At 67.7% G+C, this 19,184-nt stretch carries 14 protein-coding genes and 2 pseudogenes; 12 read left to right on the forward strand and 4 right to left on the reverse strand.

Annotated features, from left to right (window positions below):
- Positions 1-87 precede the first annotated feature (87 nt).
- Complete coding sequence (locus ACFQBT_RS06790; RefSeq protein WP_377825391.1) at positions 88-1,458, forward strand: class II 3-deoxy-7-phosphoheptulonate synthase; 1,371 nt, start codon at positions 88-90, stop codon at positions 1,456-1,458.
- Positions 1,459-1,462: 4 nt separating this feature from the next.
- Here ACFQBT_RS06790 and pknB read toward each other — a convergent pair whose 3' ends face one another.
- Entirely contained in the window at positions 1,463-3,352 is a 1,890-nt protein-coding gene (gene pknB, locus ACFQBT_RS06795; protein ID WP_377821401.1) for a Stk1 family PASTA domain-containing Ser/Thr kinase, read from the reverse strand.
- A 67-nt stretch (positions 3,353-3,419) separates the two neighbouring features.
- Here pknB and ACFQBT_RS06800 point away from each other — a divergent pair, with 67 nt between their 5' ends.
- Positions 3,420-3,779, forward strand: a complete 360-nt coding sequence (locus ACFQBT_RS06800; RefSeq protein ID WP_377821403.1) for an Rv2175c family DNA-binding protein — start codon at positions 3,420-3,422, stop codon at positions 3,777-3,779.
- A 5-nt stretch (positions 3,780-3,784) separates the two neighbouring features.
- Here ACFQBT_RS06800 and ACFQBT_RS06805 read toward each other — a convergent pair whose 3' ends face one another.
- Positions 3,785-4,867: a polyprenyl synthetase family protein gene (locus ACFQBT_RS06805; RefSeq protein ID WP_377821404.1), complete on the reverse strand. Its 1,083-nt coding sequence runs from the start codon at positions 4,865-4,867 to the stop codon at positions 3,785-3,787.
- Between the two features lie 83 nt (positions 4,868-4,950).
- Here ACFQBT_RS06805 and ACFQBT_RS06810 point away from each other — a divergent pair, with 83 nt between their 5' ends.
- The 9 genes and pseudogenes from ACFQBT_RS06810 (at position 4,951) to ACFQBT_RS06850 (ending at position 16,027) form a co-directional block, all read left to right on the forward strand.
- On the forward strand, positions 4,951-5,874 hold the full coding sequence (locus tag ACFQBT_RS06810) for a methylenetetrahydrofolate reductase (RefSeq protein WP_377821406.1): 924 nt from the start codon (positions 4,951-4,953) through the stop codon (positions 5,872-5,874).
- Between the two features lie 123 nt (positions 5,875-5,997).
- Positions 5,998-6,465 carry an SAV_6107 family HEPN domain-containing protein gene (locus tag ACFQBT_RS06815; protein ID WP_377821408.1) on the forward strand — a complete coding sequence of 156 codons (468 nt, stop codon included), beginning with the start codon at positions 5,998-6,000 and terminating at the stop codon, positions 6,463-6,465.
- A gap of 130 nt (positions 6,466-6,595) precedes the next feature.
- Positions 6,596-7,006 (forward strand): DUF3040 domain-containing protein, encoded by a 411-nt coding sequence (locus tag ACFQBT_RS06820; protein WP_377821409.1) that lies wholly within the window; start codon positions 6,596-6,598, stop codon positions 7,004-7,006.
- A 71-nt stretch (positions 7,007-7,077) separates the two neighbouring features.
- Positions 7,078-7,695 (forward strand): annotated as a pseudogene (locus tag ACFQBT_RS06825) (siderophore-interacting protein); the annotation flags it as partial.
- A 284-nt stretch (positions 7,696-7,979) separates the two neighbouring features.
- A pseudogene (locus ACFQBT_RS06830) lies at positions 7,980-11,695 on the forward strand (nitrate reductase subunit alpha).
- A complete protein-coding gene (gene narH, locus ACFQBT_RS06835; protein WP_377821411.1) occupies positions 11,695-13,368 on the forward strand; it encodes a nitrate reductase subunit beta in 1,674 nt (557 codons plus the stop codon). The pseudogene ACFQBT_RS06830 and the gene narH overlap by 1 nt, the downstream one beginning before the upstream one ends.
- Positions 13,365-14,030 (forward strand): nitrate reductase molybdenum cofactor assembly chaperone, encoded by a 666-nt coding sequence (narJ, locus tag ACFQBT_RS06840; protein WP_377821412.1) that lies wholly within the window; start codon positions 13,365-13,367, stop codon positions 14,028-14,030. The genes narH and narJ overlap by 4 nt, the downstream gene beginning before the upstream one ends.
- Positions 14,030-14,779, forward strand: a complete 750-nt coding sequence (gene narI, locus ACFQBT_RS06845; protein ID WP_377821414.1) for a respiratory nitrate reductase subunit gamma — start codon at positions 14,030-14,032, stop codon at positions 14,777-14,779. The genes narJ and narI overlap by 1 nt, the downstream gene beginning before the upstream one ends.
- A gap of 36 nt (positions 14,780-14,815) precedes the next feature.
- Entirely contained in the window at positions 14,816-16,027 is a 1,212-nt protein-coding gene (locus tag ACFQBT_RS06850) for a nitrate/nitrite transporter (protein ID WP_377821415.1), read from the forward strand.
- A 4-nt stretch (positions 16,028-16,031) separates the two neighbouring features.
- On the opposite strand, the gene ACFQBT_RS06855 is transcribed toward ACFQBT_RS06850, so the two are convergent.
- Together ACFQBT_RS06855 and ACFQBT_RS06860 are read right to left on the reverse strand one after the other, a co-directional pair.
- On the reverse strand, positions 16,032-16,511 hold the full coding sequence (locus ACFQBT_RS06855) for a DUF456 domain-containing protein (protein ID WP_377821417.1): 480 nt from the start codon (positions 16,509-16,511) through the stop codon (positions 16,032-16,034).
- Between the two features lie 78 nt (positions 16,512-16,589).
- Positions 16,590-16,796, reverse strand: coding sequence for a DUF7455 domain-containing protein (locus ACFQBT_RS06860; protein ID WP_109684337.1), 207 nt, complete (start codon positions 16,794-16,796; stop codon positions 16,590-16,592).
- 207 nt (positions 16,797-17,003) lie between these two features.
- Here ACFQBT_RS06860 and ACFQBT_RS06865 point away from each other — a divergent pair, with 207 nt between their 5' ends.
- Positions 17,004-19,097: a DNA gyrase/topoisomerase IV subunit B gene (locus tag ACFQBT_RS06865; protein WP_377821419.1), complete on the forward strand. Its 2,094-nt coding sequence runs from the start codon at positions 17,004-17,006 to the stop codon at positions 19,095-19,097.
- Positions 19,098-19,184 lie beyond the last annotated feature (87 nt).

Genomic DNA, 19,184 nt, shown 5'->3' on the forward strand with positions numbered 1-19,184 from the left:
GGTAGCGGGGATTCGCTGCCCGCCCGCGGTCGCCGTACCCTGCTGGGTGTGAGAAGTGCCCTGGACGTACGCGGCGATGAGGCTTTCATGTTTGAACAGGTGACGGACGGATCCGTCGGCGGCCACCTCGACTGGCCGGCCTTGCCGGCTGCCCAGCAGCCCACCTGGCCCGACGAAGGTGCGTTGCAGCAGGTCCGCGCCGAGCTGGCGACGATGCCGCCCCTGGTGTTCGCCGGGGAATGCGATGACCTGCGCACCCAGTTGGCTCGCGCCGCGGCCGGTGAGGCCTTCGTCCTACAGGGTGGCGACTGCGCCGAGCGGTTCGCCGAGGCCACCGCCGACAACATCCGGGACCGGATCAAGACGATCCTGCAGATGAGTGCCGTCCTGACCTACGGCGGGTCGACCCCGGTCATCAAGATGGGCCGGATGGCCGGGCAGTTCGCCAAGCCCCGCAGCAAAGACACCGAGACGCGGGGCGAGGTCACGCTGCCGGCCTTCCGCGGTGACATCGTCAACGACTTCGCCTTCACCGACGAGGCGCGCCGACCCGACCCGAACCGGTTGCTGCGGGCCTACCACACCTCCTCGGCGACACTGAACCTCGTACGTGCGTTCACCACGGGCGGTTTCGCCGATCTGCGCCGCGTACACGAGTGGAACCGGGGTTTCATCGCCAACGCCGCCTACGCCCGCTACGAGACGACCGCCGCCGAGATCGATCGCGCGATGAAGTTCATGGCCGCGTGCGGGGTGGACTTCGATGAGTTGCGCACGGTCGAATTCTTCGCGGCCCACGAAGCGCTGCTGCTGGACTACGAGCAGCCGCTGACTCGCATCGACTCTCGCACCGGCAACCGGTACGACGTGTCCGGGCATTTCTTGTGGATCGGCGAACGCACCCGGCAGCTTGACGGCGCGCACCTGGACTTCGCGGCGCGAATCCACAACCCGATCGGGGTGAAGCTCGGCCCGAACGCGGATACCGACGAGGTCCTGACCATGATCGACCGCCTCGACCCCGACCGGGAGCCGGGCCGGTTGACCTTCATCACCCGGATGGGCGCGGGGCAGATCCGCGACAAACTGCCACGGATCGTGGAGAAGGTCACCGCCAGCGGTGCTCCGGTGGTGTGGGTGTGCGACCCGATGCACGGCAACACCTACGAGAGCTCGACCGGCTACAAGACCCGTGAGTTCGACCAGGTCATCGATGAGGTGCGCGGTTTCTTCGAGGTGCACGAAGCGTTGGGGACCATTCCCGGCGGGTTGCACGTCGAGCTGACGGGCAACGACGTCACCGAGTGTGTCGGCGGTTCGGCGAAGATCCTGGACGCCGACCTTGAGAAGCGCTACGAGACGGCCTGCGACCCGCGGCTGAACCATCAGCAGTCGCTGGAGATGGCCTACCTGGTGGCCGAGATGCTCAGCGACCGCAAGAAGCGCGCCCTGGCCTGAGGTCCTACACGACCGCCAGACGGATGGTCGTGCCCACCTTCACCTTGCTGCCGACGTCCTCGCTCTGGCTGCGGACGGTGTCGAAGATGCCGCCGAAGTAACGGTCGACGGTCACCTTCAGGCCCAGGTTCTGCAGCATCTGCGTCGCGGTCGCGGTGTCCTTGCCGGTGACATCGGGCATGGTGACCACGTTCGGCCCCTTGGACAGGACCAGGGTCACGGTGTCGCCGTGGTGGGCCTGCTGCCCGTCGGGCGGGTCCTGGCTGATCACACTGCCGCTGGCGACGGTGTCGCTGTTCTGGGCCGCCCCGTAGGCCACCTTCAGGCCGGCGTCCGCCAATGACTTCTCCGCGGCGTTCTGCGGCTGACCGGTCACGTTGGGCACGCCGACCGGTTGCGGCCCCTGACTGACCACGAGGTCGACGGTGCTGTCGCGTTTCACCGACGCCCCAGCGCCCGGGGAGCTGCTGATCACCTGGCCGGTGGGCACGGAATCGTCGTACTGCTGGGTGATGGTGCCGATCTTCAGGTTCTGCGCGGCCGCCGCGGCAGTGGCCTTGTCCTGGGTCAGCCCGTTCAGCGTGGGCACGCTGAACCGCTCCTTGCCCTTGGAGACGGTCAGGGTGATCGCGCTGCCCCGGCGCGTCGAACCGGAAGGGCTGGTCGAGACCACCGAACCGGCCGGCACCGTCTCGCTGAACTCCTGGCGGATCGTGGTGGTGAATCCGGCATCGACGACCTTGCTCACCGCCGCGCCCTGGGTATTGCCGGCCACCTCGGGGATCGCGACCGTGCCCAACGGCCCCGCGGTGAAGGTCCAGCCCGCCGCACCACCGATCAGTGCGAGCACCAGGAGGGCGGTGATCCACCAGCGCCGCGCACCACTGCGACGGGTGCTCGCCGGCCGATCCGGTGGCCGTGGCCCGATGGTCCTGGTAGAGGCTGCCTGTAACCGGTCGGTGGCACCGTCCGGGCGCGGGGGCGCGGGCCGGGCGAGCGGTTCATGCACCACCGGGGTAGCCGACAGTGCGGCGGCCGGGAGGGCCCGGCGTACGTCGCGCACGGTCCGCAGCAGTTCGTCGGCGTCCGCGGGGCGCTCGGTGGGGTCTTTCGCACCGGCCCACTCGACGAGGTCGTCCAGGGCGGCAGGGACGCCCTCAGCGTGCTCGCTGGGCAGCGGCAGTCGGCCGTGGACGTGTTGGTAGGCGACCTGGATGGGCACGTCGCCCGGGAACGCCTTGCGGCCCGTGAGCATTTCGAACAACAGCAGTCCGGCGGCGTAGACGTCGGTCTGCTCGCTCGCGGTGCCGAACTCGACCTGCTCCGGGGCCAGGTAGGCGGCGGTACCCAGCAGCATGTCGCTGTCCGCGGTGAGCGTCTGGGTGCTGACCGCGCGAGCCAGACCGAAGTCGGCGACCTTGACGGTGCCGTCGGCGGCGATCAGGACGTTCTCCGGTTTCACGTCCCGGTGCACGATGCCGGCCGCGTGGGCGGCGGCGAGCGCCGCGAGCACCGGCTCGAGAATGCCGAGGGCGCGATCGATCTGCAACGGAGCGTCCGCGCGCAGGACGTCCCGCAGCGTGCGGCCGCGCACCAGTTCCATCGCGATGAACACGTACGGGCCGTCCTGGCCCTGGTCGGTGACCGCGACGACCCCGGGGTGCGACAGGCGGGCGGCGTTGCGGGCCTCGCGGCGGAATCTGGCGACGAAGGCCGCGTCGCGGGCCAGGTCCGGGCGCATGATCTTCAGTGCGACCTCGCGGTCGAGTCGCTCGTCGACCGCGACGAACACACTGCCCATGCCGCCGTCGGCCAGGTGGGCGATGACGCGATAGCGACCGTCCACGACGCGCCCCACGAGGGAGAAGGCAGCGTTGGGCGGCGCAGTGGTCACTCGATGAGTGTACGAACTCCGGCGCCCTGAGGCCGTCAGGCGCAATCGCGCGTCTACGCTTGGCGGCGTGGCCGATCTCGAGACTCTCATCACCGACTGGCTGTCCGTCCCGGAGTTCGCGGACGCGTTGGGACTGCCCCAGCGGCAGGGCCGCAAGTTGGTGGACGAACGAGTGGTTCTCAGCGCACGCATCGGACCCAACCAGGCGCTGGCTGTGCCGGCCGTGTTCGTGCGCGACGGTCAGCTACTGCCGGGATTGACCGGGACGATCACGGTGCTGCGCGACTCCGGACTGCCCGATGACGAGGCGCTGGAGTGGTTGTTCACCACGGACCCGACGCTACCGATCGAGGGTGGCCCCATGGGGATGTTGCTGGCCGGTCGGAAGGCCGAGGTGCGCAAACGCGCCATGGAACTGGCGCTGTAAGACGGTCAGGCCGCCCGCGCCGTACACACCGAGATCAGCTCGGTCAGCCGGGCCCTGGCTTCGTCGGTCAGGCTGGCGCGCTCCAACGCCACGGCTGATGCGCCGGCCTGCTGCTGGATGAGTTCCTCGACCCGGTCGACCGCAGCGGTGCCGATCGCCAGCTTTCGGACCCAGTGCACGTCGTCCTCAGTGAGGTCGGGGGAGCCCAGACACGCGTCGAACCGCTCGAGTTCGCTGGGGCTGGCGGTGTCGAGTAGGTAGGCGACCAATACCGTCCGCTTGCCCTCGCGGATGTCGTCACCGGCGGGTTTGCCGGTCGTGGCGGGGTCACCGAACACACCGAGCAGGTCATCGCGCAGTTGGAACGCCTCGCCCAGTGCGTAGCCGTAGTCCGAGAGCGCCCGGATCGTTGCCTCATCCGCACCTGCGCTCGCAGCACCGATCATCAACGGCTGCGCGATCGTGTAGCCCGCGCTCTTGAAACGGATCACGGTCCGGGCCGACTCGACCCGCTCCTGGGTGCTCAGGTCCTGCCAGGAACGCGCAGACTCGACGATGTCAAGGAACTGCCCACCCATCAGCTGGGTGCGCATCTGGTCGAGGTAGACCCGGCCGCGGGCGATCTCTTGCGCGCTCATCCCGCAGGTCGCGAACAACTGATCGGTCCAGTTCAAGCACAGGTCACCGGCCAGGATCGCGCCGGCTTCGCCGAACCGGCCCGGGTCGCCGTACCAGCCGGCCTCGCGGTGGGCGGCAGCAAGGGCGACGTGAGCGGTGGGCTGTCCGCGGCGGATGTCACTGGCGTCCATGACGTCGTCGTGCAGGAGCGCAGCGGCCTGGAACACCTCCATCGCGCTGGCTGCGCGCACGACCGGTTGGCCGTCCGGCCCGCCGGCCCCGAGGTAGCCCCAGAAGCAGAACGCCGCCCGCAACCGCTTGCCGCCGCGCAGCAGTGAGAACACGGCGTCCAGGAGCGCCGTGGCGGGCTCGCCGAGGGGCGCGAGCACTTTCTGCTCCTGGATCCGGAACGAATCCAGGGTTTCTTGGACGCGGGCGCGTAGCTCGCGGGCTTCCAGCGGGTCGGCCACGAGCCCATTCTCGCAAGCCCGGAGGTGTCTCACCAATCGCGGACGAACAATGGACAGCGGGGAGGGGTCCGTAGACTTCGGTCATGGCCGATGATCGACCCGCCGGGACCTCGGCGCGCCCGCTGATCCCGCACCTGCTGCGTCGCACCGAACCATCGTTCAGTTTCGAGTTCTTCCCGCCGAAGGACGACAGCGCTGAGGCGGTGCTCTGGGAGTCGATCCGGCGGGTCGAGCCGGTGGCCGCGTTCGTATCCGTGACGTACGGCGCCGGCGGGAGTACCCGCGACCGCACCGTGCGCATCACGGGGGAGATCGAGGCTCGGACCACGCTGACGACCATGGCCCACCTGACCTGTGTCGGTGCGAGTGTGGCTCAGCTGCGCTCGGTGATCGGGTCGTACGCCGACGCCGGAATCCGCAACGTGCTGGCCGTGCGCGGGGACCCGGCAGGAGGCCTGGGCACCCCGTGGACGCCGCACCCGGACGGTCTGGACCATGCCGATCAGCTGGTCGGGTTGGTCCGCGGCCTGGGTGACTTCACCGTGGGCGTCGGCGCCTTCCCGGACCGGCACCCGGAGTCGGCGTCGTTGGCCGACGACGTGGACGTGCTGGTCCGGAAGGCGGACGCCGGGGCGGAATTCGCCATCACCCAGATGGTCACCGACGTCGATGCCTACCTGCGGCTGCGCGATGAGGTCGCGGCCCGGCGTCCGGACTTCCAGTTGGTTCCGGGTCTGCTACCGGTGACGGTGTACGGCCAGCTGGAGCGCATGACGAAACTGAACGGTCAGCCGCTGGCCCCAGCCGTGCTGGAGCGGCTCGAGGCGGTCCGGGACGATCCGGCTGCGGTTCGCGCCGAAGGGATCGCCGTGTGCACCGAGCATGCGGAGCGGATGCTGCAGGAGGGTGCGCCCGGCGTGCACTTCATCACCATGAACCGTTCGACGGCCAGCCTGGAGGTCGTCGGAAACCTGCGCCGCACGGCCGATGTGCCGGCGGCGTCCTGATCCGCCTGCTGGACGGCCTCTGACCTGCGCTTTCGTGCGTCGTCGGGAGGTTGTCAGACCCCGCGGCTAGCGTAGCCGGCATCTCGAACAAACGTTCGGGAGCGTCCGCTGTCAGGAGCCGTGATGACCGCAACCGTTTCGCGTCCCACTTCCACCACCACCGCGCGCCCCGTGCCGGCGCCGGTGGCCGATCCGCAGGTCGGGGATCTCTTGGATCGCTGCCGCACGGGTCTGCTGGCGGCCGGTAATGCCACCAGCGCCGCTGACCGGTTCGCCACCGCCCATCTGGCGGCGTTGCGCGCGGCGGCCGCGATGCTCGCCGCCCGGCCGCTACCGGCGCGGCGCACCCGGCTGCGCAGTGTCTGGGACATCGTTCCGCTGGTGGCCCCCGAGCTGGCCGAGTGGTGCCAGTTCTTTGCGGCCACCGCCCGTCGCCGCGCGGCCGTCGAGCGGGGCTCGGTCCAGGTCAGCGCCCGCGAGGCGGACGACCTGGTGCGACAGGTCGGGTTGTTCCTCGATGACGTGACGGCTCGGCTGGGTCTTCCGCCAGTGACCTCGCCGCCGCCGCTGCTGCGACCTGTGGTGGGCTGAGCGGGCTTGGCACACAAGTAGGTCCGTATGGCTACCGGATTCCTGGTGCGCGACATATCCTTTGAAGTAGGTAGCAGCAACTGCATCATCGCCCGTTTCGCCGGGCGACGTCATTTCATGGGAGGTCACGGTGCCGCTCTCCGACCACGAGCAACGGTTGCTCGACCAGATGGAGCGTGCGCTCTACGCCGAGGACCCGAAATTCGTCTCGAGCATGGCCGCGGTCCCGCACCGCCTCCGACAACGCCGCCGCCTGCTGCTCGGAGCGTTGGTCCTGCTGGTCGGCGTCGGGCTTGTCGTGCTCGGTGTGGCCTCTCAGCTTGTGTGGTTGGGTGCTCTCGGTTTCGTCGTCATGGTCGTGGGCGGCGCCTACGCGCTCACGCCCACCCGCCAGACGCTCGAAGCGGTGGACGGGTCGACCCAACGCACGACGGGATCCAGCAAACGCCGGTTCGGTAAGACCAAGACCGCCAGTTCCGACAGCTTCATGCAGCGCCTCGAGGAGCGCTGGGACAAGCGACGGCACGACGACTCCTGGTGACGGGGCCGAGCCGGGTGACGGGACCGAGCCGGGCATTCACAGCCTAAGGACTTAGGGTTACCTTCGTGACGATGCGATGGACGGTGACCCGAACTGAAGACCTCACCCCCGGGTTGCGCCGGGTCTGGTTCTACAGCGACGACCTGACGGCCTTTGACGGAAGTTCGCACACTGACCGGTACGTGAAACTGATCTTCGCCAAGGATGGCCAGCCGCTGCCTGAGTCGGTGGACGTGCGGGCAATGCGGCGTGACGGCGTACCGCCCGCGCAGTTGCCGGACGTGCGTACCTACACGGCGCTGTTCCCCGACGTCGCGGCCGGAACCGTCGCGGTCGACTTCGTGATTCACGGTGACGAGGGAGTGGCGGGACCCTGGGCGGCGCAGGCCCAACCGGGTCAGACGCTGCACGCCAATGGCCCGGGCGGTGGCTACCGCCCCGACCCGAGTGCGGACTGGCACCTGCTGGTCGGGGACGAGTCCGCCGTACCGGCGATCGCCGCCGCCCTGGCGGAGCTGGGTCCGGAGCCCACCGTGCGGTTACTGCTCGCCGTGCCCGGCCCTGACCACGAGCCCGCGCTGGCGTTGGGGGTTGACCAAGACGTGCAGTACGTCGGGGACCCCGCAGCACTCGTGATGGCCGTGCAGGACCTTCCCTGGCTTCCTGGCCGGGTTCAGGTTTTCGCGCACGGTGAGGCGCAGGCGATCATGCATGGCGTCCGACCCTACGTCCTCAAGGAGCGGGGGTGCCGCGGTCGGATGCGTCCATCTCCGGCTATTGGCGCCAGGGTCGAAGTGAGGATGCCTTCCGGGTCTGGAAGCAGGAGTTGGCGACTGCCGAAGTCACCGGCTGACAACCCACCGCCTCGTTCCAGAGCCGATTCAGCGAGGCAGCATCTCCTTAGGGTGTGCGGGTTTGTGCCACGATGTCGAACGCAGGCGCAGATCCAACCACTGGGCGGACGGGGTGCTCGATGTCGGTACAAGACGGCTACGGGAAAGTCGACGGGCCGGCGACGGATGCGCTGCTCAAGGCTGGCCGATTCTTCACCAAGTGGAACGAAACCGACGACGAGAGAGTCGTTTTCCGCGACGGCGGCCGCGCCGGTGACGTGTTCTACCGGGATCGCTGGAGCCATGACAAGGTCGTCCGGTCCACCCACGGAGTGAACTGCACGGGGTCGTGCTCATGGAAGGTCTACGTCAAGGACGGGATCATCACCTGGGAGACCCAGCAGACCGACTATCCCTCGGTCGGTCCGGACCGACCGGAGTACGAACCCCGCGGGTGTCCGCGCGGCGCCGCCTTCTCGTGGTACACCTACTCGCCGACCAGAGTCCGCTACCCCTACGTGCGCGGGGTGCTCCTGGAGATGTTCCGTGAGGCCAACCAGCGGCTGGGTGATCCGGTGGCGGCCTGGCACGAGATCACCACCGATCCGGACAAGCGCCGTCGCTACCAATCGGCCCGCGGTAAGGGCGGATTGGTACGCAGCAGCTGGGCCGAAGCCATCGAGATCGCCGCTGCGGCTCACGTGCACACGATCAAGGAGTACGGCCCGGACCGGGTCGCCGCGTTCTCGCCGATCCCCGCCCAGTCGATCGTCTCGCACTGCGTCGGAACCCGGTTCTACCAACTCCTCGGCGGGGTGATGACCAGCTTCTACGACTGGTACGCCGACCTGCCGGTCGCCAGCCCCCAGGTATTCGGTGACCAGACGGACGTGCCGGAATCCGGCGATTGGTGGGACGCGACGTACCTGATGATGTGGGGGTCCAACGTCCCGGTCACCCGCACCCCCGACGCGCACTGGATGGCTGAGGTCCGCTACCGCGGAACCAAGATCGTCACGGTCAGCCCGGACTATGCCGACAACACCAAATTCGCCGACGAGTGGATGCCGGCCCAGGCGGGCACGGACGCAGCGCTGGCGATGGCGATGGGCCACGTGCTGCTGAAGGAGTTCTTCGTCGACCGCAGCGTCGACTTCTTCACCGATTATGTGCGCACCTACACCGACCTGCCGTTCCTGGTCCGGGTCGAGACCGGCCAGGGGAGTACGCCGGATCCCACGTCGCGGGCAAGTTCCTCACCGCGGCTGACCTGGGTGCGTCCGAGCCTGAAGACGCCTGGAAGACAGTCCTTCTGGACGACGCCACCGGCGAGCCGGTCGTACCGAACGGTTCGATGGGTTTCCGGTACGCCGAGTCCGGAGTCGGGAGGTGGAACCTGGATCTGGAGGGTGTCACTCCCGCGCTCTCCATGCAGGGTGACGGCAGCGAAGCGGTGGAGTTGTTGCTGCCGGCGTTCGTGGACCCGGACGGCTCCGGTTCGGTGCTGCGGCGCGGTGTGCCCACCCGGATGGTCGGCGGTCACCGGGTCACGACGGTGTTCGATCTGATGCTCGCGCAGTACGGCGTGCAGCGCGACGGTCTGCCCGGTCAGTGGCCGACCGGTTACGACGATGTGGCCGCGCCGTACACGCCCGCCTGGCAGGCGGAGATCACCGGTGTCCCGGCCGAGCAATGCATCCGGATCGCTCGCGAGTTCGCGACGAACTCCGAGCAGTCCGAGGGCCGTTCGATGATCATCATGGGCGCCGGTATCTGTCAGTGGTTCCACGGTGACACGATCTACCGGGCCATCCTGTCCCTGCTGATCCTGACCGGCTGCATGGGTCGCAACGGCGGTGGCTGGGCGCACTACGTCGGGCAGGAGAAGTGTCGTCCGATCACCGGGTGGATCTCGCTGGCGAACGCGCTCGACTGGAGCCGCCCGCCGCGCACCATGATCGGCACCGGTTTCTGGTACATGCACACCGACCAGTGGCGCAACGACGGCTATTCCGCCGATTCGCTGAATTCACCACTGGCCCAAGGGCATTTGAGCGGGATGCACACTGCGGATGCCTTGGCGCAGTCGGCCCGGCTGGGCTGGATGCCCTTCTATCCCCAGTTCTCGACCAACCCGATCCAGGTCGCGCAGGACGCGCAGCGCGCGGTCGACGACGGAAGCGCTGCCACACCGGGGGAGTACGTCGCGGGCGCGCTCCACGACGGGAGCCTGCAGCCGTCGATCGAGGACGTGGACGACCCGCGCAACTGGCCGCGCACCTTGACGTTGTGGCGCTCGAACCTGATGGGGTCCTCGGCCAAGGGCAACGAGTACTTCCTGAAGCACCTGTTGGGCACTCATCACAACGTGATGGGCTCGGAGAACCCGAACGCGCCGCGACCCAAGGACGTCCGCTGGCACGACGAAGCGCCGACCGGGAAGTTGGATCTCCTGCTGTCGGCCGACTTCCGGATGACCTCGACCACGCTCCTATCCGACATCGTGCTGCCAGCAGCGACCTGGTATGAGAAGCACGACCTGTCCTCGACCGACATGCACCCCTTCGTGCACGCCTTCACTCCGGCGATCGATCCGCCATGGGAAGCCAAGTCCGACTTCGAGCTCTTCCATCTACTGGCCCAACGGTTCTCGAAGCTGGCCGAAACCCATCTCGGGGTGGTCAAGGACCTGGTGAGCGTGCCCGTGCAACACGACACACCCGGCGAGGTCTCCCAACCCGGCGGGCGGGTGGTGGATTGGCGCGACTCCAACGAACCGGGCACCCCCGGCAAGGGCATGCCGGTGTTCCAAGTCGTCGAGCGGGATTACACCGCGATCGCGGACAAGCTGGCCACCGTTGGGCCGCTGGCGGATTCGCTGGGTTTCACGGTCAAGAACGTCACGTTCGACGTCTCCGAACAGTCTCGGAAACTCGCCGGCATCAACGGGGTGATGCCCAGCGGAGCCGGTGCCGGGCGGCCTGCGATCGACACCGACTCCCACCTGGCCGAGGCCATCCTGATGTATTCCGGCACCACGAACGGTCAATTGGCGGTCCAGGGCTTCCGGACCCTGGAAAAGCGCGTCGGCAAGACGCTGCACGACCTGGCCGAGGGTTCGGAGGAGAAGCGGATCACCTTCGCCGACACCCAGGCACAACCCGTGCCCGTCATCACCTCACCGGAATGGTCCGGCTCGGAGACCGGCGGCCGCAGGTACGCGCCGTTCACGGTGAACATCGAGCGGCTCAAACCGTTCCACACCCTGACCGGTCGGATGCACTTCTTCCTCGACCACGACTGGATGCAGGACATGGGGGAGTCGCTGCCGGTCTACCGGCCACCGCTGGACATGCACCGGCTCTTCGGCGAACCGCGCGTCGGTCAGGACGGCGCCGCGCAGGTGACCGTGCGCTACCTGACGCCTCACTCGAAGTGGTCGATCCACAGTGAGTACCAGGACAACCTGCTGATGCTCTCGCTGTCGCGCGGCGGACCGACGGTGTGGATGAGTCCCGCGGACGCCGAACGCATCGAGGTCCAGGACAACGACTGGGTCGAGGTGGTCAACGCCAACGGCGTGCTGGTGGCCAGGGCCGTGGTCAGTCACCGGATGCCCGAGCACGTCGTCTACGTGCACCACGCGCAGGAGCGCACGATCGACGTACCAAAATCGGAGGCGACGGGCCGCCGCGGCGGGATGCACAACTCGGTCACCCGGCTGTTGGTCAAACCCACCCACCTGATCGGCGGGTACGCCCAGTTGTCCTACACGTTCAACTATCTCGGCCCGACCGGCAATCAACGCGACATCGTCGCCACGGTCCGCAAGCGGTCGCAGGAGGTGAGCTACTGATGCGCGTCATGGCCCAGATGGGCATGGTGATGAACCTCGACAAGTGCATCGGCTGTCACACCTGCTCGGTGACCTGCAAACAGGCCTGGACCAACCGGGCGGGTACCGAGTACGTGTGGTTCAACAACGTGGAAACCCGCCCGGGACAAGGGTATCCGCCTCGCTACGAGGACCAGGACACTTGGCGGGGCGGCTGGACGTTGAGCAACAGGGGCAGCCTGAAGCTCAAGGCCGGCGGCCGGGTGCAGAAGTTGCTCAGCATCTTCGCCAGCCCCGTGCAACCGCAACTGGCGGACTACTACGAGCCGTGGACCTACGACTACGACACGTTGGTCAAGGCACCGCTGGGTGACGACTTCCCGGTGGCCCGGCCGAAGTCGCTGATCACGGGGCAGAACACCAAGATCAGCTGGTCGGCCAACTGGGACGACAACCTGGGCGGCAGCACCCGCTGGGGGCACCTGGATCCGGTGGTGGAGAAGCTGCGCCAGGAGTCGGAGCAGGCGGTCCAGTTCGAGCTGGAGAAGACGTTCATGTTCTATCTTCCGCGCATCTGCGAACACTGCCTGAATCCGTCGTGCATGGCCTCGTGCCCGTCCGGGGCGATCTACAAGCGGGCCGAGGACGGCATCGTGCTGGTCGACCAGGACCGGTGCCGGGGCTGGCGGCAGTGCATCACCGGCTGCCCGTACAAGAAGATCTACTTCAACCACAAGAGCGGCAAGGCCGAGAAGTGCACGTTCTGCTACCCGCGCGTCGAGGTGGGTCTGCCGACGGTGTGCTCGGAGACCTGCGTGGGCCGGCTGCGCTATCTGGGTTTGTTCTTGTACGACGTGGACAAGGTGACCGACGCGGCGACGACTCCCGACGAGGGCGAGCTCTACCAGGCGCAACTGGATCTGTTGCTCGACCCGGAGGACCCGGAGGTGATCGCGGCGGCCCGACGCGACGGCATCCCGGATGACTGGATGGACGCCGCCCGTCGATCCCCGGTCTACGCGCTGGCCAAGAAGTACCAGGTGGCGCTGCCTCTGCACCCGGAGTACCGCACGATGCCGATGGTCTGGTACGTGCCGCCCCTGTCGCCGGTGGTGGACCTGCTCGCCGGGCAGGGGCACGACGCGGAGGACAAGGACGTCCTGTTCGGAGCGATCGAGGCGTTGCGCATTCCGGCCGCGTACCTGGCCGAACTGTTCACTGCCGGCCGCACCGACATCATCACCGGCGTGCTCAGCAAACTCGCAGCGATGCGCTCCTACATGCGGGACGTGAGCATGGGGCGCGACGGTGACCCGAGCATCCCGGCTGCGGTCGGGATGAGCGAGGAATCGCTGTACGAGATGTACCGCCTGATGGCCGTGGCCAAATACGACGAGCGGTACGTCGTGCCCACCGCTCACGTCGAACGCGCCCATGAGCTGGAGGAACTGGGCTGTTCGCTGGACTACGACGAAGGTCCGGGGATGTACGAGTCAGGACCGTTCGGTGAGGCCAGTGGTCGCCCGGCGCCGGTGGCCGTCGAGACGTTCAACGCGCTCAAGGAGCGGCAGACTGCCGATGCTGCCGCGCGGACGGACTCCTCGGGCCACCTGACCGGCCGGGTGAACCTGCTCAACTGGGACGGCAACGGCACGCCGCCGGACGGCGTCTTCCCGCAACGGGAGGCGCGATGAGGCTGCTGCGAGGGAAGGGCCAACGCGACGACCGCGTCGTGTACCTGGTCGCCAGCCGCGTGCTGGAATACCCGAATCCTGCACTACTGCAGTCCCTTCCGCAGTTGCGGCAGGCCTTGGGCGAGCAGTCGCACGGTCGCGGGGACTTGCTCCTCGGCGTACTGGACCACCTGGCCGGCCGGGATCTGGAGGAGCTGCGTCAGACGTACGTCGACACCTTCGACCTGTCGCGCAAACATGCGCTCTACCTGTCCTACTGGACCGACGGCGACACCCGTCGGCGTGGGGAGGTGTTGGGCCAGTTCAAGAGCGTCTACCGGCGCAGCGGCTTCCTGGTGGACACCCACGGTGAGCTACCCGACTACCTGCCGATGGTCCTGGAGTTCGCGGCCATCGCCGATCCGATCGCCGGTCGCGAGTTGTTGTCCTCATACCGAGCCAGCCTTGAGCTGCTGCGGATTGCCCTGCTGGAGCACGCCTCGCCGTACGCCGACGCAGTAGCGAGCGTGTGCGCGACGCTCCCCGGGAAGTCCCCGCAGAGTCGCGCCGAGGTGATGGCGATGGCCGGTCTGGACGGGCCGCCCGGCGTCGAACCGGTCGGCCTGGCGCCGTACGGGCGCACCGAGTTGCCGTTGCACGCCGTGGCCGGAGGGAGTCGCTGATGGACGTGCTGCTGTGGGGTGTGCTGCCCTACCTGTGCATCGTCAGTCTCGTGGGCGGGACCATCTGGCGGTACCGCTACGACAAGTTCGGCTGGACCACCCGATCCAGCCAGCTGTACGAATCCCGGCTGCTGCGCATCGGGTCGCCGCTGTTCCACTTCGGCATCCTGCTGGTGTTCTTCGGTCACGTCGGGGGTTTGCTCATCCCGGAATCGTGGACCGAGGCGCTCGGGGTCAGTGAGGGGATGTACCACTTCAACGCCTTGTTCTTCGGCATGATCGCCGGCGTCTGCACCCTGGTCGGAATCGGCATCCTGATCTATCGCCGCCGCACCACCGGGCCGGTCTTCATGGCCACGACCCGCAACGACAAGCTGATGTATGTCCTGCTGGTCGCGGCCATCGTGCTCGGGTTGTGGACGACCCTGGTCAGTGTCGGTGCCGGCAGCACCGCGCACAACTACCGGGAGACGGTTTCGCCGTGGTTCCGCTCGGTGCTCTACCTGCATCCGGACGTGGACGCGATGGCCGCCGCGCCGATCCAGTTCCACATCCACGCACTGGTGGGGATGTTGCTGTTCGCGGTCTGGCCGTTCACCCGCCTCGTGCACGCCTTCACCGCGCCGCTGCACTACCTGTTCCGGCCCTACATCGTCTACCGCTCGCGCGACCAGGAGGTCACCGGTGCGCGCTCGGCCCGGCCCGGCTGGAGCCCGGTCGGCACCCCGGACCGCGACCGGTCCCGCTGATCCCCACCCACCGTCACCGTCGAGAGGGAGAGTCCGATGAGCGCAGCTGAACAACCGGCGGAGGCATCGCTGGCCGGGCAGGGTAAGAATCTTGCGCTGGCCACCTTCGCCTTCGCCGTCACCTTCTGGGCCTGGAACATCATCGGTCCTTTGGGAGTGCGCTACACCGAGGAGATGCACCTGTCGGGCACCCAGAAGGCACTTCTGGTGGCCACGCCGGTGCTGGTCGGGTCGGTCGGCCGGATCCCGGTGGGTGCGTTGACCGACCGGTACGGCGGCCGGCTGATGTTCCCCGTGGTCACGTTGCTGGTGGTCCCGTTCGTGTTGCTGGTCGCGGTGGCCGGTCAGGCCAAGTCGTTCCCGATGATGCTGATCGTCGGGTTCTTCCTGGGCATCGCGGGCACGACGTTCGCGATCGGCGTCCCCTTCGTGAACCAGTGGTACACCAAGGACCGGCGTGGATTCGCCACCGGGATCTTCGGTGCCGGCATGGGCGGTACGGCGTTGTCGGCGTTCTTCACCCCGCGGATGGTGAAGGCGTTCGGCTACGTGCCTACCCATGTGATCTTCGCGGTCGCGCTGGTCCTGACGGCGATCCTGTGCTGGGTGGCCATGCGCGACTCGCCGCTGTGGAAGCCCAACAACGCTCCGGTGGGTCCCAAACTCAAGGCCGCGTTGAAGCTGCCGGTCACCTGGCAGATGTCGTTCCTGTACGCCGTGGCCTTCGGCGGTTTCGTGGCGTTCTCCACCTACCTACCGACCTACCTCAAGGACATCTACGACTTCAACCTGACCGACGCGGGCACACGGACGGCGGGTTTCGCGATCGCCGCGGTGGTCGCCCGGCCGATCGGAGGCGTGCTGTCGGACCGGATCGGGCCGCGCCAGGTGGTGGCGATCTCCATGCTGGGCACGGCCATTTTCGCCGCGGTGGTGGCCTTCCAGCCGCCGTTGGAGTGGCCGGCCGGTCTCGCCTTCGTGTTGCTGGCCTTCTTCCTCGGGCTGGGCACCGGCGGGGTGTTCGCGTTCGTCGGCAAACAGGCCCCGGCGGCCGAGGTGGGTACGGTCACCGGTCTGGTCGGTGCCGCCGGCGGCTTGGGCGGCTACTTCCCGCCGCTGATCATGGGCGCCACCTTCGGCATGGTGTTCTCCGGCTATGGCTTCGGGCTGATGCTGCTGGTCATTGTCGCGCTGATCGCCCTGGTCTTCACCTATACCGGCATCAAGGACCGCGAGCCGGCCAGCTGATCGCTCACCGGGTCGTCAGGAGCCCGGCTACCCAGATCAGAGCTACGACGACGGCGGCCGTGAGTTCGATGGCCACGCTGGTCACGACCGCTCTCAGCGCATGTTTGGTCGAGGTCCACGCGTCGGCAATGGTGCGGGTGCGACCGAGCTCGGCCAGCAGTACTCCGAGCACGAAGCCGATGAACAGACCCACCACCGGGATCACGAAGAAGCCGACGATCCCGCATACCGCACCCAAGAGCAGCACCCGGCCCGGCACGCCTGCGGCGGCCATCCGTTTGCCGGGGACGGTGTACTGCACGATCCAGCCGATCACCGCCACGACGCACGCGGCGGCGAAGAACCACCACGCAGCGCCGCCGGTCGACCAGGCCCACAGCAGGACGCCGAGCAGGCTCAGCGCCAGACCCGGCAATACCGGCACGATCAACCCGACGATACCGACGGCGATCATGAGTCCGGACAGGACGGTGAGGGGCTGCATCCGGTTAGCCAAGCACAGTCCCGACAACGAAGCGGGACGGACCGAAAGGTCCGTCCCGCTTCATGACACCGACGCCGGTCAGCCCTCCTTGGGCTCCACCAGGCGATCGGTTTCGTCGATGACCTCTTCGGCTACGGCCTGCAGCTTCGGAAGGTGCTCACGCCCGTGGTGGGCGCAGAACAGAAGTTCAGTGTCGCCAGCAAGGCGGGCGCGGATGAATGCCTGTGCTCCGCAGCGGTCGCAACGGTCCGCGACAGACAAAGTAGGGGCGAGTGCAGTCGTCATGACGGTCTTCCTCTCCTCGAAAGCCCAATATCTCCTGCTGGTGCCAACAGTGAATCACGCCAAACCCTTCCCGGAACGCACGTTGGGACAGTGGTTCCGGAGAATGTGTCGTAGGTCACTGGCGGCATACCTCATCCCAACACATCCAGGTCCGTAGCGCTGTGTGGCGTGCACAGGACCGCCCCGGGGAGGGTTTACCCTGCGGTCGTGACCACCACAGCATCTTCGGCCCAGGACTACACCGCCCGGCATCTGCAAGTGCTGGAGGGGCTGGAGGCGGTCCGCAAGCGCCCCGGAATGTACATCGGCTCGACCGACGAACGCGGTTTGATGCACTGCGTGTGGGAGATCATCGACAACTCTGTCGATGAGGCGCTCGGCGGCTTCGGCGACGACATCAGGGTCGTGTTGCATCACGACGGCAGTGTCGAGGTGCGCGACAACGCCCGCGGTCTGCCGGTCGACATCGAGCCCAGGACCGGCCTGTCGGGGGTGGAGGTCATCTTCACCAAATTGCACGCCGGCGGGAAGTTCGGCGGGGGCGCGTACGCCGCGTCCGGTGGTCTGCACGGAGTGGGCGCCTCGGTGGTCAACGCGCTCGCAGCCCGTCTCGACGTCGAGGTGGACCGGGCGGGCAAGACCTACGCCATGAGTTTCCGGCGTGGCGAGCCGGGGGTGTACGACGATCAGGGTGAGCCGTCCCCGCAGGCCCCGTTCACGCCGTACGTCAACAACAGCGAGTTGCGGGTGATCGGCAAGGCCAAGCGCGGCACCTCGGGGACCCGGATCCGCTACTGGGCCGACCCGCAGATCTTCGTCAAGAACGCCACCTACGACTGGGAGGGTCTGCTCGGGCGAGCCCGGCAGACCTCGTTCCTGATCCCGGGGCTGACCATCACGGTGCGTGACGAGCGCGGCGACGAGCCGGTCGAGGAGCGCTTCCAGCACGACGGAGGGATCAGCGAGTTCACCGAGTTCCTGGCTCCCGATCCGGCCGTGACGGACGTGTGGCGGCTCGACGGGTCGGAGACGTTCACCGAGACGGTGCCGGTGCTGGACGGCAAGGGGCACATGGTCTCCCAGGAGGTCGAGCGCGAGTGCGGCGTGTCGATCGCCCTGCGGTGGGGGACCGGCTACGAAACCACGATGCGCTCGTTTGTGAACATCATCGCCACGCCCAAGGGCGGCACCCACCAGACGGGCTTCGAGCAGGCCCTGATGAAGGTGTTCCGCAAGCAACTCGAGGTCAACTCGCGGCGCCTGAAGGTGGGCGGCGACAAGGTGGAGAAGGACGACATCCTCGCCGGGGTGACCGCCGTGGTCACCGTGCGTCTGGCCGAGCCGCAGTTCGAGGGACAGACCAAGGAGGTGCTGGGTACGCCGGCCGTGCGACAGATCGTCGCCCGCGTCGTCGAGCGTGAGCTCACCGCCCGCCTGACCTCCACGAAGCGGGACGACAAGGCGCAGTCGTCGCTGGTGCTGGAGAAGGTGGTCTCGGAGATGAAGGCGCGCATCAGCGCGCGCATGCACAAGGAGACCCAGCGCCGCAAGACGGCGCTCGAATCCTCCTCTCTGCCACCAAAACTCAAGGACTGCCGGTCCACCGACGTGTCCCGCACCGAGCTGTTCATCGTGGAGGGCGACTCGGCGCTGGGCACCGGTCTCGCAGCCCGCAATTCCGAGTATCAGGCGCTGCTGCCGATCCGGGGCAAGATCCTGAACGTGCAGAAGGCGAGCATCGCCGACATGCTCAAGAACGCCGAGTGTGCCTCGATCATCCAGGTCATCGGCGCCGGCTCGGGGCGCACCTTCGATCCGGAGATGGCCCGCTACGGCAAGGTCATCCTGATGAGCGACGCCGACGTGGACGGCGCGCACATCCGCACGCTGCTGCTCACGTTGTTCTTCCGGTACATGCGGCCGATGGTCGAGCAGGGCCGGGTCTTCGCCGCCATGCCACCGCTGCACCGGATCGAGACCGTTGCGCAGGGCCGGGCCAAGGGCGAGGTGATCTACACCTACACCGAGCAGCAGATGCGCACCACCATCCGCGACCTGGAGCGCAAGGGCCGCTCGATCAAGACACCGCAGCGCTACAAGGGGCTGGGCGAGATGGATGCTCACCAGTTGGCGGACACCACGATGGATCCCCGCCATCGGACCCTGCGGCGGGTGTCGCTGAAGGATGCCGCCCGGGCCGAGGAGATCTTCGACCTGCTGATGGGGTCGAAGGTCGAGCCGCGTCGGGACTTCCTGGTCGAGTCGGCGGACTCGCTGGAGCGGGAGCGGATCGACGCCTGACCGCCCCTGCCGGGATGAGGTGAAGGACCCGGCCCCGGGGACGTACGGCTGAACGGCGAACGGCTCACAGCGCGTTGACTTCACCCC

The organism is Branchiibius cervicis (assembly GCF_042661605.1).
GTDB lineage: Bacteria > Actinomycetota > Actinomycetes > Actinomycetales > Dermatophilaceae > Branchiibius > Branchiibius cervicis.